This is a genomic window from Mycobacterium sp. 852013-51886_SCH5428379 (assembly GCF_001665575.1).
Taxonomy (GTDB): Bacteria; Actinomycetota; Actinomycetes; order Mycobacteriales; family Mycobacteriaceae; genus Mycobacterium.
This window is the reverse complement of record NZ_LZSU01000014.1, coordinates 55,054-79,516: the sequence shown is the minus strand read 5'-3', so window position 1 is coordinate 79,516 and position 24,463 is coordinate 55,054. Positions and strand designations below refer to the sequence as shown.

31 protein-coding genes are annotated in these 24,463 nt (G+C 69.5%); 22 read left to right on the top strand and 9 right to left on the bottom strand.

All coding sequences use genetic code 11. The annotated features are described in order from the left end of the window. Positions 1–491 (bottom strand): DUF222 domain-containing protein (locus A5757_RS05140; RefSeq protein ID WP_197497257.1); only part of this gene is annotated, 491 nt, incomplete at its 3' end. A 131-nt stretch (positions 492–622) separates the two neighbouring features. Between A5757_RS05140 and dapB the strand changes: the two genes are divergently transcribed. From dapB to A5757_RS05120, 4 genes are read left to right on the top strand one after another with little or no spacing between them, the layout of a single operon-like run. Then, complete coding sequence (dapB, locus tag A5757_RS05135) at positions 623–1,360, top strand: 4-hydroxy-tetrahydrodipicolinate reductase (protein ID WP_066829361.1); 738 nt, start codon at positions 623–625, stop codon at positions 1,358–1,360. Beyond that, a complete protein-coding gene (locus A5757_RS05130) occupies positions 1,357–1,821 on the top strand; it encodes a hypothetical protein (protein ID WP_066829360.1) in 465 nt (154 codons plus the stop codon). Before dapB ends, A5757_RS05130 begins: the two co-directional genes overlap by 4 nt. Further along, positions 1,818–2,270 (top strand): flavodoxin family protein, encoded by a 453-nt coding sequence (locus tag A5757_RS05125; RefSeq protein WP_197497256.1) that lies wholly within the window; start codon positions 1,818–1,820, stop codon positions 2,268–2,270. The genes A5757_RS05130 and A5757_RS05125 overlap by 4 nt, the downstream gene beginning before the upstream one ends. Positions 2,271–2,307: 37 nt before the next feature. Further along, positions 2,308–2,763: a hypothetical protein gene (locus A5757_RS05120; protein ID WP_066829396.1), complete on the top strand. Its 456-nt coding sequence runs from the start codon at positions 2,308–2,310 to the stop codon at positions 2,761–2,763. Here the strand turns inward: A5757_RS05120 and A5757_RS05115 are convergent. Then, complete coding sequence (locus A5757_RS05115) at positions 2,760–3,500, bottom strand: dienelactone hydrolase family protein (protein ID WP_066829358.1); 741 nt, start codon at positions 3,498–3,500, stop codon at positions 2,760–2,762. The genes A5757_RS05120 and A5757_RS05115 overlap by 4 nt on opposite strands. Before the next feature lie 43 nt (positions 3,501–3,543). Here A5757_RS05115 and A5757_RS05110 point away from each other — a divergent pair, with 43 nt between their 5' ends. The 5 genes from A5757_RS05110 (at position 3,544) to A5757_RS05090 (ending at position 7,483) form a co-directional block, all read left to right on the top strand. After that, a complete protein-coding gene (locus tag A5757_RS05110; protein WP_066829355.1) occupies positions 3,544–4,344 on the top strand; it encodes a thymidylate synthase in 801 nt (266 codons plus the stop codon). Next, on the top strand, positions 4,341–4,832 hold the full coding sequence (locus A5757_RS05105) for a dihydrofolate reductase (RefSeq protein ID WP_066829352.1): 492 nt from the start codon (positions 4,341–4,343) through the stop codon (positions 4,830–4,832). Before A5757_RS05110 ends, A5757_RS05105 begins: the two co-directional genes overlap by 4 nt. A gap of 89 nt (positions 4,833–4,921) precedes the next feature. Beyond that, positions 4,922–5,644, top strand: coding sequence for a hypothetical protein (locus A5757_RS05100; protein ID WP_066829349.1), 723 nt, complete (start codon positions 4,922–4,924; stop codon positions 5,642–5,644). Between the two features lie 4 nt (positions 5,645–5,648). After that, a complete protein-coding gene (locus A5757_RS05095) occupies positions 5,649–6,227 on the top strand; it encodes a TetR/AcrR family transcriptional regulator (protein ID WP_066829346.1) in 579 nt (192 codons plus the stop codon). A 14-nt stretch (positions 6,228–6,241) separates the two neighbouring features. Continuing rightward, complete coding sequence (locus tag A5757_RS05090) at positions 6,242–7,483, top strand: winged helix-turn-helix domain-containing protein (protein ID WP_066829392.1); 1,242 nt, start codon at positions 6,242–6,244, stop codon at positions 7,481–7,483. Here the strand turns inward: A5757_RS05090 and A5757_RS05085 are convergent. Next, positions 7,444–8,028 (bottom strand): nucleoside deaminase, encoded by a 585-nt coding sequence (locus tag A5757_RS05085; RefSeq protein ID WP_066829343.1) that lies wholly within the window; start codon positions 8,026–8,028, stop codon positions 7,444–7,446. The genes A5757_RS05090 and A5757_RS05085 overlap by 40 nt on opposite strands. Before the next feature lie 57 nt (positions 8,029–8,085). On the opposite strand from A5757_RS05085, the gene thyX reads away from it, so the two are divergent. The 4 genes from thyX (at position 8,086) to A5757_RS23100 (ending at position 11,690) form a co-directional block, all read left to right on the top strand. Then, a complete protein-coding gene (gene thyX, locus A5757_RS05080; protein WP_066829340.1) occupies positions 8,086–8,838 on the top strand; it encodes an FAD-dependent thymidylate synthase in 753 nt (250 codons plus the stop codon). Between the two features lie 25 nt (positions 8,839–8,863). Further along, a complete protein-coding gene (gene dapA, locus A5757_RS05075; protein ID WP_066829337.1) occupies positions 8,864–9,766 on the top strand; it encodes a 4-hydroxy-tetrahydrodipicolinate synthase in 903 nt (300 codons plus the stop codon). After that, entirely contained in the window at positions 9,763–11,439 is a 1,677-nt protein-coding gene (locus A5757_RS05070; protein ID WP_066829335.1) for a ribonuclease J, read from the top strand. Before dapA ends, A5757_RS05070 begins: the two co-directional genes overlap by 4 nt. Positions 11,440–11,534: 95 nt before the next feature. Further along, positions 11,535–11,690 (top strand): hypothetical protein, encoded by a 156-nt coding sequence (locus tag A5757_RS23100; RefSeq protein ID WP_156618175.1) that lies wholly within the window; start codon positions 11,535–11,537, stop codon positions 11,688–11,690. A 3-nt stretch (positions 11,691–11,693) separates the two neighbouring features. On the opposite strand, the gene A5757_RS05065 is transcribed toward A5757_RS23100, so the two are convergent. Continuing rightward, entirely contained in the window at positions 11,694–12,524 is an 831-nt protein-coding gene (locus A5757_RS05065; RefSeq protein WP_066829332.1) for a mycofactocin-coupled SDR family oxidoreductase, read from the bottom strand. Positions 12,525–12,531: 7 nt separating this feature from the next. Beyond that, positions 12,532–12,849, bottom strand: a complete 318-nt coding sequence (locus tag A5757_RS05060; RefSeq protein WP_066829329.1) for a putative quinol monooxygenase — start codon at positions 12,847–12,849, stop codon at positions 12,532–12,534. Between A5757_RS05060 and A5757_RS05055 the strand changes: the two genes are divergently transcribed. After that, a complete protein-coding gene (locus A5757_RS05055) occupies positions 12,848–15,625 on the top strand; it encodes a DNA translocase FtsK (RefSeq protein ID WP_156618173.1) in 2,778 nt (925 codons plus the stop codon). The genes A5757_RS05060 and A5757_RS05055 overlap by 2 nt on opposite strands. Here the strand turns inward: A5757_RS05055 and A5757_RS05050 are convergent. Then, positions 15,622–16,662 (bottom strand): class I SAM-dependent methyltransferase, encoded by a 1,041-nt coding sequence (locus tag A5757_RS05050; protein ID WP_066829321.1) that lies wholly within the window; start codon positions 16,660–16,662, stop codon positions 15,622–15,624. The genes A5757_RS05055 and A5757_RS05050 overlap by 4 nt on opposite strands. A 33-nt stretch (positions 16,663–16,695) precedes the next feature. On the opposite strand from A5757_RS05050, the gene A5757_RS05045 reads away from it, so the two are divergent. Further along, entirely contained in the window at positions 16,696–17,613 is a 918-nt protein-coding gene (locus tag A5757_RS05045; RefSeq protein ID WP_082929321.1) for a UbiA family prenyltransferase, read from the top strand. After that, the gene (locus A5757_RS05040) at positions 17,600–18,670 is read left to right on the top strand and encodes a type III polyketide synthase (protein WP_066829318.1); all 1,071 of its coding nucleotides are present in this window, start codon (positions 17,600–17,602) and stop codon (positions 18,668–18,670) included. The genes A5757_RS05045 and A5757_RS05040 overlap by 14 nt, the downstream gene beginning before the upstream one ends. Positions 18,671–18,676: 6 nt before the next feature. Here A5757_RS05040 and A5757_RS05035 read toward each other — a convergent pair whose 3' ends face one another. Beyond that, positions 18,677–19,198: an amino-acid N-acetyltransferase gene (locus tag A5757_RS05035; RefSeq protein WP_197497255.1), complete on the bottom strand. Its 522-nt coding sequence runs from the start codon at positions 19,196–19,198 to the stop codon at positions 18,677–18,679. A gap of 68 nt (positions 19,199–19,266) precedes the next feature. Between A5757_RS05035 and pgsA the strand changes: the two genes are divergently transcribed. The 4 genes from pgsA to A5757_RS05015 all read left to right on the top strand — a co-directional run bounded on the left by pgsA (position 19,267) and on the right by A5757_RS05015 (position 22,042). Beyond that, positions 19,267–19,845, top strand: a complete 579-nt coding sequence (gene pgsA, locus A5757_RS05030) for a CDP-diacylglycerol--glycerol-3-phosphate 3-phosphatidyltransferase (protein WP_231983891.1) — start codon at positions 19,267–19,269, stop codon at positions 19,843–19,845. A gap of 86 nt (positions 19,846–19,931) precedes the next feature. Further along, positions 19,932–20,264, top strand: a complete 333-nt coding sequence (gene clgR, locus A5757_RS05025; protein ID WP_066829312.1) for a transcriptional regulator ClgR — start codon at positions 19,932–19,934, stop codon at positions 20,262–20,264. Between the two features lie 110 nt (positions 20,265–20,374). Next, positions 20,375–21,187 carry a phage shock protein PspA gene (pspA, locus tag A5757_RS05020; RefSeq protein ID WP_066829309.1) on the top strand — a complete coding sequence of 271 codons (813 nt, stop codon included), beginning with the start codon at positions 20,375–20,377 and terminating at the stop codon, positions 21,185–21,187. 18 nt (positions 21,188–21,205) lie between these two features. Beyond that, complete coding sequence (locus A5757_RS05015; RefSeq protein WP_066829306.1) at positions 21,206–22,042, top strand: hypothetical protein; 837 nt, start codon at positions 21,206–21,208, stop codon at positions 22,040–22,042. Here A5757_RS05015 and A5757_RS05010 read toward each other — a convergent pair whose 3' ends face one another. Then, positions 22,043–22,468 carry a DUF5313 domain-containing protein gene (locus tag A5757_RS05010; RefSeq protein ID WP_066829303.1) on the bottom strand — a complete coding sequence of 142 codons (426 nt, stop codon included), beginning with the start codon at positions 22,466–22,468 and terminating at the stop codon, positions 22,043–22,045. It abuts the gene before it with no gap. Positions 22,469–22,475: 7 nt separating this feature from the next. Next, positions 22,476–22,937 carry a limonene-1,2-epoxide hydrolase family protein gene (locus A5757_RS05005; RefSeq protein ID WP_066829300.1) on the bottom strand — a complete coding sequence of 154 codons (462 nt, stop codon included), beginning with the start codon at positions 22,935–22,937 and terminating at the stop codon, positions 22,476–22,478. Positions 22,938–23,002: 65 nt separating this feature from the next. On the opposite strand from A5757_RS05005, the gene A5757_RS05000 reads away from it, so the two are divergent. Together A5757_RS05000 and A5757_RS04995 are read left to right on the top strand one after the other, a co-directional pair. Further along, a complete protein-coding gene (locus tag A5757_RS05000) occupies positions 23,003–24,166 on the top strand; it encodes a glycosyltransferase (RefSeq protein ID WP_066829297.1) in 1,164 nt (387 codons plus the stop codon). Between the two features lie 10 nt (positions 24,167–24,176). After that, positions 24,177–24,371: a DUF3046 domain-containing protein gene (locus A5757_RS04995; protein ID WP_066829380.1), complete on the top strand. Its 195-nt coding sequence runs from the start codon at positions 24,177–24,179 to the stop codon at positions 24,369–24,371. Positions 24,372–24,463: the final 92 nt, after the last annotated feature.

Below are 24,463 nucleotides of genomic sequence, written 5' to 3'. Positions count from 1 at the left end.
GCGTCCAACCCGACGGCGACCTGGGCGAGGGTCTGTTCGGCGTCGGCGCGGGCGGTGGTGTCGACCCAGCCGGGCAGCGATTTGAGAAATCTCTGGATCACGGCCACGTGCGCAGCACCGATGTCTCCGTCGGCCAGCGCGGCGGCGGTGTGTTCGAGTTCCGGCGTCAGAGCTTCGCCGGTCAGGGCGCGCCGCGGGCCGAGTTGGGCGGCGTCGCGTAACCGGCTTCCGGCGTCCTTCTCCGTCAGATGCAGCCGGAGGGCGACGACTTTGCGCAGCGAGCGTTCGCCGAACACCCGGGGATCGGCGTCGTCGGCGAAGGCCGCGAGCACGGTGTGGTCGATGGCGAGATCTTCGCGATGCGCGCGTTCGCGGCGTTCGACCACTGCGAGCCGCTCAGTGGTGGTCAGTGTTTCGTAGGGGAAGGCGGCCAGCTCGGCGCGGGCGGCGTCCCACCGCTCGAGCGCTGATTGCAGAGCTTCCCTGTCCATGATTCGAACACTAGTACGAACCACCGACAAGTCGGATCGGCGAAAGCCCGTCATCCACAAGTCCTTCGAACGCCTGCGACAAGCGAGCGGCAGCCGCCCGCCGGGGGGAATGAGCCGACTAGGGTTACCCCATGCGAGTAGGCGTGCTGGGCGCGAAAGGCAAGGTCGGGGCGACGATGGTGGAGGCGGTCGAAGCCGCCGAGGACCTCGATTTCACCGTCGGAGTGGACGCGGACGATGCGTTGAGCTCCCTGGTCGACAGCCGGACCGACGTCGTCATCGACTTCACCCACCCCGCGGTGGTGATGGACAACCTGAAGTTCCTCGTCGACAACGGTATTCACGCCGTCGTGGGCACCACCGGTTTCACCGACGAACGCCTCGAGCAGGTGCAGTCGTGGCTCGACGCCAAGCCGGAATCGGCGGTGCTCATCGCCCCGAACTTCGCCATCGGTGCCGTGCTGTCGATGCACTTCGCCCAGCAGGCCGCCCGCTTCTTCGAATCCGTCGAGGTGATCGAATTGCATCACCCGCACAAGGCCGACGCCCCGTCGGGTACGGCCGCCCGCACCGCGAAGCTGATCGCCGAGGCGCGAAAAGGCATGCCGCCCAACCCCGATGCGACGAGCACCAGCCTCGACGGTGCCCGCGGCGCGGATGTGGACGGCGTACCCGTGCACTCGGTACGGCTTGCGGGGCTGGTGGCCCACCAGGAGGTGCTGTTCGGTACGCAGGGGGAGACGCTCACCATCCGGCACGACAGCATCGATCGGACGTCGTTCGTCCCCGGTGTGCTGCTCGCCGTCCGCAAGGTGGCCGAACGGCCGGGCCTCACCGTGGGACTCGAGCCGCTGCTCGACCTGACATGACCGACGATCGGCGCGCACTGCGCATCCAGGTGATCATCGCCGTCATGTGCGCGGCGCTGGTCGTGTACCTGCTGCTGCTGGGCCGGATCGCGATGGGATTCATCACCTCCGGATCGGCGGCCGCCGTCGGTCTGGGCGTTGCGCTGCTCGCGCTACCGCTGATCGGCATCTGGGTGATGGTCAGCACGCTGCGCGCGGGGTTCGCCCATCAGCGGCTGGTGCGCCGAGCACGCGAACAGGGGATGGACCTCGACGTCAGCGACCTGCCTCGGCGACCGTCCGGACGGATCGAGCGCGACGCCGCGGATGCGTTGTTCGAGACGATTCGCGCCGAACTGCAGGGGGACCCGGACAACTGGGTGCGGTGGTACCGACTGGCCCGCGCCTATGACTACGCGGGGGATCGCAGCCGCGCGCGTACCGCGATGCGTAAGGCGGTCGATCTCGAGGAGGGCCGGTGACCACCCTGCTGATCGTCCACCACACCCCGTCGCCGCATACCCACGAAATGTTCGAGGCCGTCCTGTCCGGCGCGACCGATCCCGAGATCGAGGGGGTCGACGTCGTCCGGAGGCCGGCGCTCACCGTGTCCCCGGCCGAGATGCTGGCGGCCGACGGCTATCTTCTCGGCACCCCGGTCAACCTCGGCTACATCTCCGGCGCCCTCAAGCACGCGTTCGACCAGGCCTACTACCAGCTGCTCGACGCGACCCGCGGGCGACCGTTCGGCGTGTACCTGCACGGCAACGAGGGCACCGAAGGCGCCGAGCGGGCGATCGACGGCATCACCGCGGGTCTGGGCTGGGAACGCGCGACCGCAACGGTCGTGGTTTCGGGCAAGCCGGACAAGACTGACCTCGAAGCGTGCTGGAATCTCGGTGCGACCGTGGCCGCACAGCTGATGGGCTGAGCTCGACGACAGAGCTGAGCCCGAAGAAAGGATGGACATGCCGGGTATCGCCGAAATCGCGCTCGGAGCAGCGCCCATCGCCGGTGGCGCCCTGCTGGGCATCGCCGCGGGCAATCTTCGCGGGCCCGACTTCCGCGGCATGATCGCCAAGGACATGGATCTGCTCGAACGCATCCCGGCCGAACAGACCGAACTCCGCGAGCGTCTGAAACTCAGCATCGACCAACGGATCGACGACCTCATCCGCACCACCGAGCGCAGTCGCGAACTGCGCAACGCGGCGATGTCCTACCAGGGCAACTGGCGCGACATCGTGGTGTTCATCTGCGCGGTCATGTTCACCATCGTCTGGTGGAACGTCAGCCACAGCCGCACCAACTGGCTGGTCGTATTCATCGTGATGCTCCTGCTGTGCGTGGTGTCGGCCGTCTATGCCGGCCGGGGCGTCATCAGGGCGCTGGCGCACAAGCGACGCAGCCGCGGCAACCCCTAGCGCGGCAGCGACGCGGCGAACAGTTCCTGCAGCGCGATCCAGTGCCGTTCGGCAGCCTCCTCGTCGTACGGGGCGTTGTCCGGAACCGCGAAACCGTGGCCGGCGGGATAGATCTCGACCGTGTGCTCGACCCCGGCCGCGGTGAGCGCCTTGTCGAGCGTCTCGGCCTGCTCCGCGGTGAAGGAGTTGTCGTCCTTCGCGCCCGCCACGTACACCGTTGCCGTCATACGGTCGGCCAGCAGATGCGGGCTGGTCTCGTCGTCGGTGACCAGACCGCCCCCGTGGAAGGACCCCGCGGCGGCGACCCGCTTGGGCACCCGCCCCGCGACGATCACCGACGTCCGCCCGCCCATGCAATAGCCGCACACGCCGAAGCGGTCGCCGCGCACCTCCGGCCGACCCGCCAGGAAGTCGAAGAACGCCGCCGCGTCGGAGGCCATCCTGTCCGGGGTGACCGAGCTGATCATCCCGAACAGCCGCCGGCGCTCGGCCTGATCCCCGAATACGGTGCCCATGTCGAACGGCTGCCAGCCGGGGCTGCGGTAGTACACGTCGGGCAGCAGCACCGCATGCCCGAATGCGGCCAGGCGGTCGGCCATCTCGTGGAACGTCGGGCGTACACCGCCGGCGTCCGGGTACATCACCACGCCCGACCACGGGCCGGTGCCGTTCGGGGTGTGCAGGGTGACGGGGCATTCACCGTCCGGGGTGGTGACAGTGGCGTTGATGGTCGGCATGGCTACCGTTCTACCCGCCCGCTCTGGCAGTAGGCTGGCCGACGTGCCGATCCCCACGCCGTACGAAGACCTGCTGCGTGAGGTGCTCGAGCGGGGCGCGCCGAAATCCGACCGCACCGGCACCGGAACCCGCAGTCTGTTCGGCCACCAGTTGCGCTACGACCTTGCCGCCGGCTTCCCGCTGATCACCACGAAGAAGGTGCATCTGAAGTCGGTGGTCTATGAGCTGCTGTGGTTCCTGCGCGGCGACTCGAACGTGCGCTGGCTACAGGAGCACGGCGTGACGATCTGGGACGAATGGGCCGACGCGACGGGCGATCTGGGACCCGTGTACGGCGTGCAGTGGCGCTCGTGGCCGACACCGTCGGGTGAGCACATCGACCAGATCAGCGCGGCGCTCGACCTGCTCAAGCGAGATCCCGACAGCCGGCGCAACATCGTGTCGGCCTGGAACGTCGGTGAGATCCCGCAGATGGCGCTGCCGCCGTGCCACGCGTTCTTCCAGTTCTACGTCGCCGACGGAAAGCTGAGCTGCCAGCTCTACCAGCGCAGCGCCGACCTGTTCCTCGGCGTGCCGTTCAACATCGCCAGCTATGCGCTGCTGACCCACATGATGGCCGCGCAGGCCGGGCTCGGCGTCGGCGAGTTCGTCTGGACGGGCGGGGACTGCCACATCTACGACAACCACGTCGAACAGGTCACCGAGCAGTTGCGCCGCGATCCGCGGCCGTACCCGGAAATCGTTCTCGCACAACGGGATTCACTTTTCGACTACACCTACGAGGACATCGTCGTGCGCAATTATGACCCGCACCCGGCGATCAAGGCACCGGTCGCAGTATGAGTGAGATCGGGCTCATCTGGGCGCAGTCCACCTCCGGGGTGATCGGTCGCGACGGCGGCATCCCGTGGCGACTGCCCGAGGACCAGACCCGGTTCAAGGAACTCACCATGGGACACCGCGTGGTGATGGGCCGCCGGACGTGGGAGTCGCTGCCACCGCGGGTTCGCCCGCTGCCGGGCCGCAAGAATGTCGTCCTCACCCGGCAGGCCGACTACCTGGCCGACGGGGCCGAAGTGGTGACCGCGATCGACGACGCCTTCGGCGCCGAGGACACGTGGGTGATCGGCGGCGAACGGGTGTACACGCTGGCGTTGCCGCGGGCCACCCGCTGCGAGGTCACCGAGGTCGAGATCGACCTCAAACGCCAGGACGCGGACGCGATGGCGCCCGTGCTCGGCGAGGCGTGGGTCGGTACGACGGGGGAGTGGGAGATCAGCTCCTCCGGGCTGCGCTACCGATACCACAGCTATCGGCGCACCGACAGCTGAGTCAGGCAGGGGAATGGCGTGCGTAGGACGGGTGTTGGGCAAGACGACCGGTCATATAAAGGCGCCGGCTCCCGAACCTGGAGAACACGATGACCCTTCTCGACGAAGTACTGGCGACCTACGGCGGGGTTGACCACTGGCGGGACGTCGACACGATCCGCATCCACCAGACCGTCGGCGGCGTGCTGTGGCCGCTCAAGGGAGTGGGCGGGATCCTCGACGACTCGACCGTGCAGATCACGGTGCAGGAGCAACACGCGTGGCACAGTCCGCTCCCGATGCCGGGCCTGCGATCCCACTACCGTCCTGGAGTGGTGGAGATCGAACACGACGACGACGAGCACCGGCCCGTCGAGGCGCTGCGGGACCCGCGCGCCTCGTTCGCCGGGCACACGCTCGAATCGCCGTGGACGCCGGCGCAATTGGCGTACTTTTCGGGTTACGCGATGTGGACCTACCTCACCGAGCCGTACCAGTTGACGTTCCCGGGTGTGCGGACCGAGGAACTGGGAACGTGGCGCGAGGACGGGCAGACGTGGCGGCGGCTGGGCGTGCGCTACCCCGACAGCATCGCCACCCACAGCGCCGACCAGGTGCTGTACGTCGACGGCGACGGTCTGCTACGCCGCCGCGACTACCAGGTCGACATCGCCGGCGGATCCCCGGCGGCCCACTACATGGAGGATCACCAGTTCTTCGACGGGATCGTCCTGCCGCTCAGGCGGACCGTCCACCCGTGCCGTGACGACGGGCTGCCCGACCGCTCGATGGTCACCGTGTCCGTCGACATCAACGACGTCCGGATCGGTTGAGCCGGTGGCCAGACCGAGTTTGCGGGACGCGCTGCTCGATGCCGGATTCGACGAATTGCACGCCGGTGGATATGCGGCGACCGGCGTCGCGACGATCGCCGCCACCGCGCACGCGCCGAAGGGATCGTTCTACAACCACTTCGCCAGCAAGGAGGCGCTCGCCGTCGAGGTGCTCGCCCGCTACGGGCAGGGGCGGCGGCTGGAACTGCTCGAGCAGCCCAATGTTCCTGCGGTGCAACGCATCCGCAATCATCTCGGCCACCTGCGCGCGGACCTGGCCGCCCACGGATTCCGCCGGGGATGCATGTACGGGAACTTCGCCGCGGAGGCGCCCGCAGGCGCCCCCGCGGTCACCGCGGCGGTGACAGCCGCTCTCGCCCTCTGGGTCGATCGGCTCGCCGCCGCGATCCGCGACGGACAGCAGGAGGGCGACATCGGCGACGACGTCGATCCCGAGTCCGCCGCCCACCTCATCGTCGACGCCTGGGAGGGTGCGGCGTTGCGGGCGAAGGCCGCCAGGGACAGCGCGCCGATCGACAACGTCGACGCACTCGTCTTCGGCCGCATCCTGTCGGTGCGGTAGGCGACGATGTGCTGATGGCCGCATCCCTGACCGGACCCCAGGCGCGACGGATCGCCGTCGCCGCGCAGGGGTTCACCGAGCCCGGGCCCAAGGGGCCGGTGACCCGCGCGCATCTGCGCTGGCTCGTCGACCGCATCCAGATCCTGCAACTCGACTCGGTCTCGGTGGCCGTCCGCGCGCACTACGCACCGGTGTTCAGTCGCCTCGGGCCGTACGACCGCGCCGTCCTGGACCGCGCGGCGTGGTCCCACACCGCCCGCTCACCGCGGCTGCTCGTCGAGTACTGGGCCCATGAAGCCGCGCTGATGGCCGTCGACGACTGGCCGCTGCTGCGCTGGCGGATGCGCGAATACACCCACGGCCGCTGGGGTGTGCACATCGTCAAGAACAATCCGCAGCTGGTCGAGGACGTGGTCGCCGCCGTCACCGAGTTGGGCCCGGCGACCGCCGGTCAGATCGAGGAGTACCTGGGCGGCGGTCGACGCGGACCGAAAGGTCCCTGGTGGGACCGCAGCGACACGAAATGGGTGACCGAGGCGTTGTTCGCCGCCGGAGTGCTCACCACCGCCACGCGGGTCGGCTTCGCGCGGCACTACGACCTGACCGAGCGGGTGCTGCCCGCCGAGGTGGTGGCTCGCGAGGTCGACGAGGCCGAGGCGGTGCGGCAGCTGTGTCTCCGTGCGGCCGGCGCGTTGGGGGTGGCCACCGAGGCCGACATTCGCGACTACTTCCGGCTGGGCGCGAAACAGGTGAAACCCGCCATCGCCGATCTGGTGGCCGACGGTGAGCTCGAACCTGTGGAGGTCGACGACTGGGCGGCGCCGGCCTATCTGCGCACGGGCCAACCGGTGCCGCGCAGCGACCGCGGTACCGCGCTGCTGTGCCCCTTCGATCCGCTGATCTTCTTCCGGCCGCGGGTCGAGCGACTCTGGAACTTCCACTACCGCATCGAGATCTACACGCCTGCCGCCAAACGCCGCTTCGGCTACTACGTGTGGCCGTTCCTGCTCGACGGCAGGCTGGTCGGCCGCGTCGACCTCAAAGCCGACCGCGTCACCGATGCCCTGCACGTCGTGGGCGCCTTCACCGAACCCGGTGAGAACCCGGAGCGGGTGGCCGCCTCGCTGGCGGCCGAGCTGCGCAGCATGGCGGCGTGGCTCGGGCTGGCCGACGTGACGGTCGGTGAGCGGGGCGACCTGGTGGCCGCCCTCGCCCGTCAGCTCAGCGGAATGTCGTTGTCGCCCTTGGACTCCTGATACGTCGTGCTCAGCGCCGCGTACCGGGCGCGGATCCGGAGATCCTGCGTGCGCAACTCCTCGCCGAGAGGATCCGGCTCCGACTCGACCAGGTCCGGGATCGAGTACGCGGTCCAGAACGCGTTGCTGCGGCGGTAGCCGCCCGGCGGCAGCCCGAAGACCTCGTCGAGGATCTTCAGATCGTGCGGAATGGCGAACGCATCCCGCGAATCCTCGTGGCTGAACAGGTAGTAGAAGTTGTCGAATCCGGCCCACGTGATCGCCGACATGCACATGGTGCACGGCTCGTGGGTGGACAGGAACAGCAGCTCAGCGGTCGACGGCCGGTCGGGCAGTGCGTAGAACCGATTGAGCGTGTTCACCTCGCCGTGCAGCAGCGGGTTGTTCAGTTCGTCGTTGGTCCCGGCGAGCACCAGACTCAGATCCGATTTGCGCAGCAGGGCCGCCCCGAACACCTTGTTGCCGGCGAGGACTCCGCGCTCGGTCAGCGGAAGAATGTCGTTCTCGACGACCTCGAGCAGTCGCCCCGCGAGCGTGGTGGACATGGGTCACCCTAACGCGGCGTTTGGCGTGACACCTGGCGGTCGGCTTAGGGTGACGCCGTGGCCGAGACCGCGCCGCTGCGCGTACAGCTGATCGCCAAGACCGAGTTCACGGCACCCCCGGACGTGCCGTGGGAGACCGACGCCGACGGCGGCTCGGCGCTGCTCGAGTTCGCCGGCCGCGCCTGCTACCAGAGCTGGTCGAAACCGAACCCGCGCACGGCGACCAACGAGTCCTATCTGCGCCACATCATCGACGTCGGGCACTTCTCGGTCCTCGAACACGCCTCGGTGTCCTTCTACATCACCGGCATCTCGCGGTCGTGCACGCACGAACTGATCCGGCACCGGCACCTGTCGTATTCACAGCTCTCGCAGCGGTACGTACCCGACACCGAGGCCCGCGTCGTCGTCCCGCCCGGCATCGAGGACGACGCCGAGCTGACCGAGGCGTTCACCGACGCGGTCGACGCCGCGCACCACGCCTACACCGAGGTGCTCGCCGCACTCGAGGCGAAATTCGCCGATCAGCCGGGCGCCGTACTGCGCCGCAAACAGGCCCGGCAGGCCGCCCGCGCGGTGCTCCCCAACGCCACCGAGACCCGCATCGTGGTCACCGGCAACTACCGGGCGTGGCGGCACTTCATCGCCGTACGTGCCAGTGAGCACGCCGACGTCGAGATCCGCCGCCTGGCCATTGCGTGCCTGCGTGAGCTGGTCGCCGTCGCACCCGCGGTGTTCGCGGACTTCGAGGTCACCACCCTCTCGGACGGCAGCGAGGTCGCGACGAGCCCACTTGCGACCGAAGCCTGAGGTCCTGCGGGTAATCTTGCGCAGTGTGAGCACCAGCGGATTCGACGTGACGGCCCGAGTGGGCACGATGCTGACCGCCATGGTGACGCCCTTCAAGCCCGACGGCTCGGTCGACACCGAAACCGCTGCCCGTCTCGCCGCCCACCTGGTCGACGCGGGGTGTGACGGCCTGGTGCTGTCCGGGACCACCGGCGAGTCGCCGACCACCACCGACGCCGAGAAGCTGACGCTGTTGCGCGCGGTGCTCGAAGCCGTCGGCGACCGGGCGCGCATCATTGCCGGAGCAGGTACCTACGACACCGCGCACAGCGTGCACCTGGCCAAGGCGTGCGAGGCCGAGGGCGCCCACGGGCTCCTCGTGGTCACGCCCTACTATTCGCGACCGCCGCAGGCCGGCTTGATCGCGCACTTCACCGCCGTCGCCGACGCCACCGCGCTGCCGGTCGTGCTCTACGACATCCCGCCGCGTTCGGTCGTGCCGATCGAGTGGGACACCATCCGCACCCTGGCCGGTCATCCGAACATCGTCGCGATCAAGGACGCCAAGGGCGATCTGCACGGCGCCGGTCAGATCATCGCCGAGACGGGTCTGGACTACTACTCCGGCGACGACGCGCTGAACCTGCCGTGGCTGGCGATGGGCGCCGTCGGGTTCATCAGTGTGTGGGGACACGTCGCGGCGAGCCAGCTACGGGAGATGATCGCGGCGTTCCACTCCGGCGACGTCGCGACCGCCCGCAAGATCAACGTCGCGCTCGGTCCGCTGAGCGCCGCGCAGGCGCGACTGGGCGGGGTGACGATGGCCAAGGCGGGCCTGAGCCTGCAGGGCTTCGAGGTCGGCCCGCCGCGCCTGCCGCAGCTGCCGCCCACCCCCGAGCAGCTGGACGCGCTGGCCGCCGACATGCGCGCCGCCGGCGTGTTGCGATGAGCGCCGAACCCACACCACCCGGTCCGCTCGCGGTCGGCGGGCTACGGGTGACCGCACTGGGCGGCATCAGTGAGATCGGCCGCAACATGACGGTCTTCGAGCATCTGGGCCGGTTGCTCGTCATCGACTGCGGGGTGCTGTTCCCCAGTCACGACGAACCCGGCGTCGATCTGATCCTGCCCGATCTGCGGCACATCGAGGACCGTCTCGACCTCATCGAGGCGCTCGTCGTCACCCATGCCCACGAAGATCACATCGGGGCCATCCCGTTCCTGCTGAAGCTGCGTCCCGACATCCCCGTCGTCGGCTCGAAGTTCACCCTGGCCCTGATCCGCGAGAAGTGCCGCGAGCACCGGATCAAACCGGTGTGCGTCGAGGTGGCCGAGGGGGAGAGCAGCACCCACGGCGTCTTCGAATGCGAGTACTTCGCGGTCAACCACTCGGTGCCCGGGTGTCTGGCAGTGGCGCTGCACACCGGCGCGGGCACGGTCCTGCACACCGGCGACATCAAGCTCGACCAGCTGCCGCTCGACGGCAGGCCCACCGATTTGCCCGGGATGTCGCGACTCGGCGACGCGGGCGTCGACCTGTTCCTCTGCGACTCCACCAACGCCGACCGGCCCGGTGTCGGGCCGTCCGAGAGCGAGATCGGGCCGACGCTGCACCGGTTGATCCGCGGTGCGGAGGGCCGGGTGATCGTCGCGTGCTTCGCCTCCAACGTCGACCGCGTCCAGCAGATCATCGACGCCGCGGTGGCGCTCGGCCGCAAGGTGTCGTTCGTGGGCCGCTCGATGGTCCGCAACATGGGCATCGCCCGCGAGCTGGGCTATCTGAAGGTCGAGGACTCCGACATCCTCGACATCGGCGCCGCGGAGATGATGCCCGCCGACCGCGTCGTGCTGATCACCACCGGCACGCAGGGTGAGCCGATGGCGGCGCTGTCCCGGATGTCGCGCGGTGAGCACCGCAGCATCACGCTGACCAACGGCGATCTGATCGTCCTGTCCTCGTCTCTGATACCGGGCAACGAGGAAGCCGTCTACGGCGTCATCGACGCGCTGGCCAAGATCGGCGCTCGCGTGGTCACCAATGCCCATGCGCGCGTGCATGTCTCAGGCCACGCCTACGCCGGCGAACTGCTGTTCCTCTACAACGGCGTACGGCCGCGCAACGTCATGCCCGTACACGGCACCTGGCGGCACCTGCGGGCCAACGCCGCGCTGGCGGTCAGCACCGGAGTCGATCCGGAGTCGGTGGTGCTGGCGGAAAACGGTGTCAGCGTCGACCTGGTCGGAGGTCGGGCGAGCATCGCGGGGGCCGTGACGGTCGGGAAGATGTTCGTCGACGGACTCGTCACCGGGGACGTCGGGGAGACCACGCTGGGCGAACGGCTCATCCTGTCGTCGGGTTTCGTGGCGATCACCGTCGTGGTCCACCGCGGCACCGGCAAACCCGCCGGACCCGCACATCTGCACTCGCGCGGATTCTCCGAGGACCCCAAGGCGCTCGAACCGGCGGCGCGCAAGGTCGAGGCCGAACTCGAAGCGCTCGCGGGCGACTCCGTCAGCGATCCGGCCCGCATCGCGCAGGCCGTGCGGCGCGCCGTCGGCAAATGGGTGGGCGAGACCTACCGCAGGCAGCCGATGATCGTGCCGACCGTCATCGAGATCTAGTCCGGACGGAAATCAACCGTTCGTACGACGCGCAGCGCCGCCTCGTGTCCTTGACTGTTCACATTCGACAGACAGCGAGGAAAGACGGGCACGCCATGCACACCGCAGGTCTCCATCACCCCTGGCATTCCGCGATCACCTGGGTGCACACCCATCACCACCCGGCGCGCCGGCGCCGGCGCCACGACTATCCGTCGCGCTGCTCATATCTCGAATACGCCGAGATGGCGCGGGCCATGGACCACCTCTGACCGTCAGCGCTTGTTGACGAATCCCGCGTCGACCGGCAGGGCGACGCCGGTGATGTAACGGCCGGAATCCGAGACCAGGAACTCGACCGCCGCCGCGATGTCCTCCACCTCCAGGGTCTGCACGGGCAGCGCGTTCCCCATGTCGGGGCCGCCCTGGGTCTCCTGTGCCAGCCCCTCCAGCCAGCTGCGGGTGAAGTCGTTGTCGATCATCGGGGTGTTCACCCCGGCCGGATGCACCGAGTTCACCCGAATGCTGTACGAGGCGAGCAGATTCGCATAGACGCGCATGATGCCGACGATGGCGTGTTTGGCCGCGGCGTAACCGACCGAACCGGCCATCGGTGACGCCAGCCCGACGAGCCCGGCGACCGAACTGGTCAGCACCATCGCTCCGCCGTTGCCCGCCTTGATCATCGGGCGCATCGCGACGTCGACGGTGTGGTAGACCCCGGTGAGGTTCACGTCGATCACGTCCTGCCAGGCGTCCTCACCCGCCATCGGTGCGATGCCCGCGTTGGCGACGACGATGTCGAGACGACCGCCGAGTTCGTCCACGCCCGCCTTCAGCGCGCTCTTCAGCGCGGCGCGGTCCCGGACGTCGGCCACCGACGCCACGATGCGAGCCCCGGTCTCCTCGACGAGCTTGACGGTGGCGGCCATGTCATCGGGCGTCGCCAGCGGGTAGGGCACCGAGGCGATCTGATCGCAGAGGTCGACGGCGATGATGTCGGCGCCTGCCTCGGCCAACCGCACCGCGTGCGCGCGGCCCTGACCGCGCGCCGCGCCGGTGATGAAGGCGACTTTTCCGTGCAGCGCCTTGTTCGCGGTGGTCATCCGCGCGTCAGGGCCGCAACTGACCCTTGGCGGGGTCGCCCGCCACGACGGCCTGGGCCACCTTGATGTCGGGTGCGCCGGCGAGGTGGTCGCCCAGCTCGGTGAACATCTTGGTGACCGCCGGGGCGCCGCCGTGAGTGGCCAGCGCCTCGTTGTCGGCCCACTGCTCGACGAAGATGAACGTCCCGCCGTCGACCTCGTGCAGCGAGTACAGATCGCAGCCCGGCTCCTCGTGCACTGCGGCGATGGTCCTGGTCAGGATGTCGCGCGCGGTGTCGAGCGATTCGGGTTTGACACTCAGGGTGGCGATGACGGTCACGGGCATGGGCAGGGGCCTCCTCGTTGAGCGCGGCGACGAAATCGAGTGGATCGGACAGGTGTCCACCCTACTCAGCGGCCCCGGCCTGAGACGCAGCCGCAACCAAGCTGTGACCAGTGTGGCTGATGGTGATCCTGGGGCAGGTGCGACTAGGCTGAGGTGCATGGCTGGTAAGACCGTCACCCGCTCCGGAACCCGTTCTGGCAGCTCAAAGGCAGGATCGCGGACGGGGACGTCGACGCGGACCAAGGCGCAGCGCCCCGCCAGGACCACCAAGAAGCCATCCCGGTCGGCCCCTCCGCGCCGCAAACCGGCGACACGCCGGGGACCGTCTCCGGTCGCCGCCGCGGGCGCAGCCGTCGGACGGGGCGCCCGCGCCGGTTGGTTGATGGTCGCCAGGGGCGCCGGATCGACGGCCCGATCGGTCGGCCGGGCGCGCGAGATCGAGCCCGGCCACCGGCGCGACGGCGTCGCGCTGGCGCTGCTCGGCGTCGCAGTGATCGTCGCCGCCAGTTCGTGGTTCGAGGCTGCCCGTCCCGTCGGCGGCTGGATCGACACCGTGCTGCGCGTCCTCATCGGCGACGCCGTGGCGCTGGTGCCGGTCGCGCTCGCGGCGATCGCCGTCGTCCTCATGCGCAGCGAACCCGATCCGGAAGCGCGGCCGCGACTGATTCTCGGCGTGGCCATGATCACGCTGCCCGCGCTGGGGCTGTGGCATCTGTGGTCGGGATCGCCCCTGCTCTCCGTCGACCGGCAGGAGGCCGCCGGCTTCCTCGGATTCGCCATCGGTGGGCCGCTTTCTGACGGGCTGACCGCGTGGATCGCCGCGCCGCTGCTGTTCATCGGTGTGCTGTTCGGACTGCTGCTGGTCACCGGAACCACGATCCGGGAGGTCCCCGAGACCGTCCGGGCGATGTTCTCCACTCGCGGCTACCGCGACGAGGATTACGACGAGGACTACGACGACGAGGACTACCGCGACGAGTTCTACGACGACGAGCGCGAGGACCTCGACGGCCCGGGCGCACCGCAGGACGACTTCGCCGACGGCTATTACGACGAGCCGTCGGCCGCGCGCCAGGAGGACATGTGGCCGTCGGGGACCCCGATGGACAACTACCCGCTCGAGCCCGACGACGCTCCGACGATCCCCGAGGTCGCAGCGGTCGCCGCGCGCGGAGACGAGACCAAGCCGCCGCGCCGCAAGAAGCCGGCCCCGGCCAAGAAGCCCGAGCCCGAAGAGGACACGCTGTCGCTGGACCGGGTCGTCGACGGCAACTACGTGCTGCCGCCGCTGGACCTGCTCATCGCCGGCGACCCGCCGAAGCTGCGCAGCTCGGCCAACGACCGGATGATCGAGGAGATCAACTCGGTACTGCAGCAGTTCAAGGTCGACGCCGCCGTCACCGGCTGCACCCGCGGACCGACCGTCACTCGGTACGAGGTCGAACTCGGCCCCGGCGTGAAGGTCGAGAAGATCACCGCGCTGCAGCGCAACATCGCCTACGCCGTGGCCACCGAGAGCGTGCGCATGCTCGCGCCGATCCCCGGTAAGTCCGCCGTCGGCATCGAGGTGCCCAACACCGACCGCGAGATGGTGCGCCTGGCCGACGTCCTCACCGCGCCGTCGACCCGCCGCGATCACCACCCGCTGGTCATCGGGCTGGGCAAGGACATCGAAGGAGACTTCATCTCCGCCAACCTGGCGAAGATGCCCCACCTGCTGGTGGCCGGCTCGACCGGCTCGGGCAAGTCCAGCTTCGTGAACTCGATGCTGGTGTCGTTGCTCGCGCGCGCCACACCGGAGGAGGTCAGGATGATCCTGATCGACCCGAAGATGGTGGAACTGACGCCCTACGAGGGCATTCCGCACCTGATCACGCCGATCATCACCGAACCCAAGAAGGCCGCCGCGGCGCTGGCCTGGCTGGTGGAGGAGATGGAACAGCGCTACCAGGACATGCAGGCCTCGCGGGTGCGGCACATCGACGTGTTCAACGAGAAGGTCCGCTCCGGCGAGATCACCGCGCCGCTGGGCAGCCAACGCGAATACAAGCCCTACCCGTACATCCTGGCCATCGTCGACGAGCTCGCCGACCTGATGATGACCGCGCCGCGCGACGTGGAGGACGCGATCGTGCGCATCACGCAGAAAGCCCGGGCCGCCGGTATCCATCTGGTCTTGGCCACGCAGCGGCCGTCCGTGGACGTCGTCACCGGTCTGATCAAGACCAACGTGCCGTCGCGGCTGGCGTTCGCCACCTCCTCGCTGACCGACAGCCGGGTCATCCTCGACCAGCCCGGCGCCGAGAAGCTGATCGGTATGGGCGACGGGCTCTTCCTGCCGATGGGCGCCGGTAAGCCGATCCGCCTACAGGGTGCGTTCATCACCGACGAGGAGATCCAGGCCGTCGTCTCGGCGACCAAGGATCAGGCCGAACCGGAGTTCATCGAGGGCGTGACCGCGGTCAAGGCCGGCGAACGTAAGGACGTCGACCCCGACATCGGCGACGACATGGACGTGTTCCTGCAGGCCGTGGAGCTCGTGGTGTCGAGCCAGTTCGGCTCGACGTCGATGCTGCAGCGCAAGCTGCGCGTGGGCTTCGCCAAAGCCGGCCGGCTGATGGACCTGATGGAGACCCGCGGCATCGTCGGGCCCTCCGAGGGCTCCAAGGCGCGCGAGGTGCTCGTCAAGCCCGACGATCTCGCCGGGACCCTCGCACTGATCCGCGGCGGCAGCGACGCCAACGGCGACGACACCGACGACGAGCCGGACTTCTAGACCTTCTCGACCACGTACATCGCCTGCCCCGGAATCCGCAGGATCGGGATTCGCCGGGGTGCGCCGAAACCGGCCTGCTGCAGCCAGTCATGCAGACGCGCCGGGGGATGGATCTGCGATCCGGAGCTGAGATAGACGAACAGGCCCAGGACGTTGGCCTGCGCTGAGGTACGACGGCCGGGTTCGGCGAAAGCGTCCATGACGGCCAGGGTGCCGCCGGGTGTCAGCGCGGAGTGGATCCTGGCGAACAGGGCGACCGTCTGCTCGACCGTCAGGTGGTGCAGCAGGTTGAAGCACAGCACGACGTCGTACCCGCTGCCCAGATCGTCGACCGTGGCATCCCCCTCGCGGTGCGCGACGCGGTCGGCCATCCCGGCCCCGGAGATGATGTCGCGCCCCACCGCCGCGCTGCCCGGCAGGTCGAGCACCGTGGCGGTCAGCTGCGGATGGCGGCGGCACAATTGCGCCGAGTACCAGCCGTGGCCGCCACCGATGTCGAGCAGCGTCCGCGGTTCGCCCCGGAGCCGCAGCTTCGCGGCCACCTCGCCGGCGCTGAGCCGGGCCAGTTCCAGCTGACCGCCGATGTAGCGCCGCCAGTACGGATCGCCGGGCGGTGCGTCATGGTGTCCGGCGGGCCGCCCGGTGCGCGTCACCTCGTCCAGCCGCGACCACCAGTCCCAGTAGTCGGCGGTGCCCGCCACGTACTGCGCAACCGACAGCGGCGATCCGGGGTCCAGCCAGCGCCGCGATGACCGGGTCAACCGGTACCGCCCGGACCGGACGGTGACGTGGCCGCCCGAGCGTAGACAGTCGAGCAGTAGCCGGGTCGGCACCGGATCGAGGTCGAGGTCCGCGGCGAGCTCCTCCGCCGTGGCGGGCCGCCCGGCGAGGCGGGCCGTCATCCCGGTCCGCACGGCCGCGATCACCACCGCTGACAGCGCCATCCCGCCCCACGCCTCGGCCGCCGCTGTCGGTACGACACCGGCCCGCAGGGCGAGCCACTCGGCGGGATTGGCGCCGCGCAGGGAAAGCCTCATGTTCCGGGGTCCTCTCGCACGGTTTTGACTACGATGTCAATTGCCATTTCGGTGATACACCATTTCTGTCTGTCGCACGGCGGGCACGAGGGGAGACCGACGATCACGGTCCACGCATGGACGACGGCGCTCCTCGCCCGGACGCGTGGGCTGATCGTCGCCGGTCATCCCGGCCCGTCGCTGGCGATCACGGCGCTCGTCACTGTTCTGGCGGCCCGAGCCGCCCCGCACGGGATCGGTCCGGTGCTGACCGGGCCGGCCATGCTGGCCGGTCAGCTCTCGATCGGCTGGTCCAACGACGCCCTCGACGCAGCGCGCGACGCCGCCGCGGGCCGGCGTGACAAGCCGGTGGCCACGGGCGCCGTCAGCGTCCGGGCGGTCTGGATCGCGGCGGCAGTGGCACTGCTGGCGGCGCTGGGCATGGCCCTGACGATCAGCGTGCTCACCGCGGTGCTCCTCGCGGTGATCGTCGGCGCCGCCTGGGCCTACAACCTGGGCCTGAAGTCGACGCCCGCCTCCGGGCTGATGTACATCCTCGGATTCGGACCGCTGCCCGCGTATGCGGCGTCCACGCTGCCCGGCAGTCCGATACCGGTCTGGTACGCGACCGCGGCGGCCGCGTTGGTCGGGTTGGGCGGCCATTTCGCCAACGTGCTGCCCGACCTCGACGCCGACCGTGCCACCGGGGTGCGCGGACTGCCGCAGCGGATCGGCGCGCACTGGGGCGCCGGAGCAGTCCGCGCCACGGCGCTGGTGCTACTGCTGTCGGCGTCGATCCTGCTGCTGGTCGCCTCCGGCTTCCACGCGGTGGCGGTGGCGGGGCTGGGCGTCGCCCTCGCGCTCGCGGTCGTCGGCGCCGTCGGCACCGGCCGGGTGCCGTTCGCCGCCGCGTTCGGCATCGCCGCCGTCGACGTCGTCCTCCTGGTGGTGGTGGGGTATGCGCAGAACTGAGCGGAGCCGGGTCCTCGGGGTGCGCTCGGCGTTCCCGGCGCACCGGTATGAGCAGGCCGAGCTGACGGCGAAGGTGTCCGAACTGTGCGGCCTCGATACCGAGGAGCATGCGATGGCGCACCGACTGCACGCCAAGGCCGGCGTCGACCACCGCCACACCGCCCTGCCGCTGGCGGACTACGCGGATATGCGCACCCTCGACCGGGCCAACGACCGCTACCTCGATGCAGCGCTCGACCTCGCGGACTCGGCGTTGCGGCGAGCGTTGGCGGCGACCGGCCTGGCGCCGGCCCAGCTGGACCTGCTGATCGTCACCTCGGTGACCGGGGTGACGGTGCCGTCGCTCGACGCGCGTCTGATCCCGCGGCTCGGTCTGCGGCCGGACATCAAGCGGCTGCCGATCTTCGGGCTGGGCTGCGTGGCCGGCGCGGCCGGACTCGCCCGCCTGCACGACTACCTGCTGGCCTGGCCCGATCATCACGCCGCGCTGGTGGCCGTCGAACTCTGCTCCCTGAGTTGGCCGACGACCGACCTCACGACGGCGGATCTGGTAGTGACCGGGCTGTTCGGCGACGGCGCGGCGGCCGTGGTGGCGACGGGCGCCCGAACCGGCACCAGCGCAGACGGGCTCGAGATCGTCGCGACGCGCAGCGAGGTCTACCCCGACAGCGCCGACACCCTCGGGTGGCGGTTGGGCGGCGATGGCTTCCGGATCGTGCTGACCGCCGAACTAGCCGACGTCGTCGAGCGGCACCTCAGCCCAACCGTCACCGCGTTCCTCGCCGAACACGAGCTGACCGTGGAGGACGTCACGGCGTGGGTGTGCCATCCCGGCGGCCCGAGGGTGATCGACGCCGTCCAGCGCAGCCTCGGGCTGCCCGACGGCGCGGTCGACCTGAGCCGTCGTTCCCTCGCCGAAGTCGGCAACATGAGTTCGGCCTCGGTGCTGCACATCCTGCAGACCACCGTCGACGCAGGCCCGCCGCCGGGATCGCCCGGTCTGATGATCGGGCTGGGCCCCGGAATCAGCGTGGAGCTGGTGCTCTTCCGCTGGTGAGCGGCCTCAGAGGGTGAGCAGCATCCGGGTGTTGCCGAGGATGTTCGGCTTGACGTAGGACAGGTCGAGGAATTCGGCGACACCGGTGTCGTAGGACCGGCACATCTCCTCGTACACCTCGGCGGTGACGGGGGTGCCGTCGATCTCGGCGAAGCCGTGGCGGGCGAAGAACTCGGTCTCGAACGTCAGCACGAAGATGCGCTGCAGCCGCAGTTCACGGGCGACGTCGAGCAGTCGGTCGACCACCAGGTGCCCCACGCCACGGCCCTTGACCTTCGGGTGCACCGCGACGGTGCGGACCTCACCGAGATCGGCCCAGAGCACGTGCAGGGCCCCGCAGCCGATCAACTCACCGTCGTATTCGGCGACCCAGAACTCCTGCACCGACTCGTAGAGCGTGACGAGGTTCTTCTCCAGCAGGATACGGCCGGCGTAGATGTCGACGAGTGCCTTGATCGCCGGGACGTCCGACGTCCGGGCGCGGCGCACCGTGACCCCATCGGCCGGCGATGACTGCGCTGCGCTCACGCTGCGAGGGTATCGGGCTGGGCAACGGATATTCTGTGGCGGTGTCGGGCCCGTCTCCTACTGATCCGGTGGTGCCGCGCGCCCGAGTGGCGAATCTCGCCAACGCGCTCACCGGTGTGCGCTTCCTGTTGGTACCCGTCTTCCTGGCGGCGCTGTTCGTCGGTGATGGCCATGAAACATATTGGCGCACCGTCGCATTCATCGTCTTCGCGGTGGCGGTGATCACCGACCGCTTCGACGGTGCGCTGGCCCGCAGCTACGGGATGGTGACCGAGTTCGGCAAGCTGGCCGATCCGATCGCCGACAAGGCGCTGATCGGTTCGGCGCTGATCGGCCTCTCGCTGCTCGGTGACCTGCCCTGGTGGGTGACCGCGGTGATCCTGGTGCGTGAGCTCGGCGTCACAGTCCTGCGCTTCGCCGTGCTGCGTCACGGCGTGATCCCCGCCAGCCGGGGCGGCAAGGTCAAGACGCTGGTGCAGGCCGTCGCGATCGGGCTCTTCGTGCTGCCGCTGTGGGTGTGGCCGGGACCGTGGGTCGCCGTCGCCTGGGTGATCATGGCCGTGGCCGTCCTGCTCACCGTGCTGACCGGCGCCGATTACGTGATCTCCGCGGTCCGGGACTCCCGGACCCGCCCGGGTGCGCGCTGACGATCCAATTCGTCGGCCCCGATCGGGAACCGCTGTCGCGTCCGTGGCGTTGTGCAGATAGCAACCCAGCCAACAAGGAGGGCACGATGACGGCATTGCTGCGCGAGGTGATCGGCGACGTGCTGCGCCGTGCCCGCATCGCTCAGGGGCGGACGCTGCGCGAGGTCTCCGATTCGGCCCGCGTCAGCCTCGGTTATCTGTCCGAGGTGGAGCGCGGTCGCAAGGAGGCGTCGAGTGAACTCCTGGGCGCCATCTGCGGCGCGCTCGAGGTCCCGCTGTCCCAGGTGCTGACCGACGCCGGTGACGAGTTGGCCGGTCAGGAACGGGCAGCCGTCCCGGCGCATGCCGCGGCCGGACCCAACATCGACGTCACCACCAAGGTCGTCATTCCGCAGAGCGTCCGGATGGCGGTCGCCTGAGGCGTACGCAGATCGGCCGCGGGGGTGTGGTCGTGTGTGCGGAACCGATAAGTTGGCAATAGTTACCTGTTGGACGCAGTCGACGAGACACACGAAGGCGGAGCTAAGCGATGGCCAACCCGTTCACCAAGGCGTGGAAGTACCTGATGGCGCTGTTCAGCTCCAAGGTCGACGAATACGCCGACCCGAAGGTGCAGATCCAGCAGGCCATCGAGGAGGCCCAGCGTCAGCACCAGGCGCTGACCCAGCAGGCCGCGCAGGTGATCGGTAACCAGCGCCAGCTGGAGATGCGGCTCAACCGTCAGCTGGCCGACATCGAGAAGCTGCAGGTCAACGTCCGCCAAGCGCTCACGCTGGCCGATCAGGCCGTGGCCAACGGCGACGCCGCGAAGGCCACCGAGTACAACAACGCCGCCGAGGCGTTCGCCGCCCAGCTGGTCACCGCCGAACAGAGCGTGGAAGACCTCAAGGGGCTGCACGATCAGGCGCTGCAGGCCGCCGGCCAGGCCAAGAAGGCCGTCGAGCAGAACGCGATGATGCTGCAGCAGAAGATCGCCGAGCGCACCAAGCTGCTGTCCCAGCTCGAGCAGGCCAAGATGCAGGAACAGGTCAGCGCCTCGCTGCGCGGGATGAGCGAGCTGGCCGCCCCCGGCAACACGCCCAGCCTCGACGAGGTCCGCGACAAGATCGAGCGCCGGTACGCCACCGCCATGGGTGAAGCAGAGCTCGCCCAGAACTCCGTGCAGGGCCGGATGATGGAGGTGCAGCAGGCCAGCGTGCAGATGGCGGGCCACTCGCGGCTCGAACAGATCCGCGCGTCGATGCGCGGTGAGGCGCTGCCGTCGGGCGGCGCCACCGCCAGCCCGGCGACCCCGGCCGCCAATCCGACCCAGGCGACCCCCGAAAACCCGTTGTCGCAATGACATTCGCGAGGTGAAGCAGTGAAGGTGCAGACCAGGCAGACCCCGACGGCGTGGCGCTCGATGATGCAGCGCGGCGTCGACAGTGCCGCCGAGCTCTCCGACGTGGTGGCCGAACGTCTGCACGCCGCCGCGGATCCGCGCGCCAAGCTGCTGCGCAAGCGGCGCTGGGCGCTGCGCTTCGGGCTGTTCTTCACCGTGACGACACTGTTCTGGCTCGTCGTGACCGCCGTGCTCGCGTCGTGGAGCACACCGTTCTGGGTGTTCATCATCACCGGCGCGATCGCCGCGGGCGCGATGTTCCCGGCCACCCTGCTACTGCTGCGCTACCGCTGGCTGCGCGCCGAACCGCTGCCGCCGGCCCGCACCCGCGCCTCGCGGCGGCTGCCCCCGTGGAACTCCGCGGCGCGGCCGCCGATGGCCGCGCTGGTCTCCGCCGAACGCGGGCTGTTCTCGCTGCTCGGGGTGTTGGAGCGGGGCCGGATGCTGCCTGCCGGCGAATTGCGCGAACTGACTGTCGCCGCCCAGCAGAGCGCGGCGACCATGGCGGCCACCGCGGCCGAGGTGGTGTCGATGGAACGGGCGATGTCGTCGTCCCCGCAGGCCCGCGCGCATCTGCAGCCGACCGTCGCCTCGTTCACCGCCCAGATGGACCAGGGCGTCCGCCAGTACAACGAGATGGTCACCGCCGCAGCGCAATTGGTGTCCGCGGTCAACAGCGGTCCGATGTCGAGCTCGCCGATGTACGGCCGGCGCTACCGCGACGAGCTGGTCGACGCGACTGACCGGTTGCAGGGCTGGGCGCAGGCGTTCGACGAACTGGGAGCGACCACGCCGCGCCAGTACCGGACAGCCTGACTAGATGTCGTGCGAGCTCGGCGGTCCCGACCGCGGGCCGTACCGCTCGATGTAGGCCTGGTGTTTGTGGGCGTTCTTGCGGCGGGAGATCGCGTCGATCAGTGCGGTGTCCAGCCCGTGTTTGGCGAGCATGTGACGGCGCCACACCTTGTTCAGTGCGTGCGAGAAGTACACGAACGGGATCAGGATCGGCAGCGTCATGCTGAGGTGGACGTCGAGCGTGGTCGGGATGAGCCAGAACGGCGCCATCACCAGTGCCGCCGGGACGAACATCCGCAGGATCATCCGACGGGCTGCGCCCTCACCGGCGAGGTCCTCGGCCACCCACATCCGCATCGAATCCGGCAGCCGCCTGCCGTAGCAGTAGGCGATGTACTGCAGCGGTCTCGGCCGCGGGCCCGGTGCCGGATTGCCTCTGCTGCCCATCGACGGCCTACAGCGTCGGACGCAGCGACGGAATCGCCGCCCCGAGCAGACCGCGCACGGTGCCCTTGAGGAAGTCGACCGTGTCGAAGTAGTCCCGCCACAGCGTGATTCGCCCGGCGTGCACCTCGAACACCCCGCACACCCAGAACTGCACGCGCAGTGGTCCGAACACCAGCGCGTCGGTGCGTTCGGTGAGCACAGTGGTGCCGTCGGCGGCGATGCTGTGGATCTTCACCTCGAAGGCGAACTTGCCCTGCCCGCGGCGGAACAGCCCGGTGATGCGCTCGCGCCCGCGGATGATCGGGAAACCGACGTTGTGCCAGGCGATGTGATCGGCCATCAGCGAATCGGTGGTCTCGAAGTCCTCGTCCTGCATGGCGTACAGGAACGTCTCGACGATGCGCGCGGTTCCGGCGCTGTCGGTGGCGCTGTTCGTGGCGGGGGTGGTACCGGTGCTCGCGTCGGTCATGTCGGTCAGGGTAGTCCCTCGCCTCCGTGTGCCCGCCGGCTTCGCCGCTGTGACAGGGTGGGCCGGTGCGCGTCGCCGTCGTAGCCGGTCCCGACCCCGGACATGCCTTTCCGGCGATCGCGCTGTGCCTCAGATTCCGCGCCGCCGGACACGAGCCGACGCTGCTGACCGGTGTCGAATGGCTCGAGACCGCACGAGCCGCGGGCGTCGCCGCCGAGGAACTGGCGGGTCTCGACCCCACCGAGGACGACGACGACACCGACGCCGGCGCCAAGATCCACCGCCGGGCCGCGCGGATGGCGGTCCTCAACGCGCCCCGGCTCCGGGAACTGGACCTCGACCTGGTGGTGTCCGACGTGATCACCGCCTGCGGCGGGCTGGCGGCCGAACTGCTCGGTACGCCGTGGGTGGAGCTCAATCCGCATCCGCTTTACCGGCCGTCGAAGGGGCTGCCGCCGATCGGCAGCGGTCTGGCGCCCGGGGTGGGCCTGCGGGGCCGGTTGCGCGACACGGTGATGCGGGCACTGACGGCGCGGTCGTGGCGCGACGGACTCCGGCAGCGGGCGCAGGCCCGGGCCGGTATCGGGCTGCCCGTCGAGGATCCTGGGCCGCTCCGGCGGCTCATCGCCACCCTGCCCGCACTGGAGGTGCCCCGGCCGGACTGGCCCGCCGAGGCGGTCGTAGTGGGTCCGCTGCACTTCGAACCGACCTCGACGGTGCTGCCCGTACCTCCCGGGGATGGTCCGGTGGTGCTGGTGGCGCCGTCGACGGCCGAGATCGGGGAGCGTGGAATGGCCGAGGTGGCGCTGGAGGCGCTGATCCCCGGGCGGACCCTGCCCGCGGGTGCCCGGGTGGTGGTGTCGCGGCTCTCCGGGCCGGACGGGCCGCTGCCGCCGTGGGCGACGGTGGGCCTCGGCAGACAGGACGAACTGCTGACCCACGCCGATCTGGCGATCTGCGGAGGCGGTCACGGGATGGTGGCCAAGACGCTGCTGGCCGGTGTGCCGATGGTGGTGGTGCCCGGCGGTGGCGACCAATGGGAGATCGCCAATCGTGTTGTGCGACAGGGCAGTGGGCTTCTGGTGCGACCGCTGACCGCCGAGGCGCTGGCCGACGCCGCAGGCCGGGTGCTGGGTGCGCCGCGCCACCGCGAGGCGGCGCGGCGGGCCGGTGCCGGGGCGGCCCAGGTCAGCGATCCGGTACAGGTGTGCCAGGACGCCCTCGCGTAGTTTGGTCTGCGTGCGGTTGACGGAATTCCGCGAACTCGTCGAGGGTCAGTTCGGACCGGTGCGAGCGCAGTCCCTGCTGGTGGACCATGTGCTGACCGCGCTGGGCGGCCGGACGGGTGCGCAGGCCATCGAGGACGGCGTCGAGCCGCGCGACGTGTGGCGCGCGCTGTGCGCCGATTTCGACGTCCCGCGCGACCAGTGGTGAGCCGGTCGGTCTGATCGATCGCGCCGCGCCCGGCGTGTCCACTTGAGTCGAACACGTGTTCGTCTACTGTGGTGGGTGTTCGACGGCTCAGA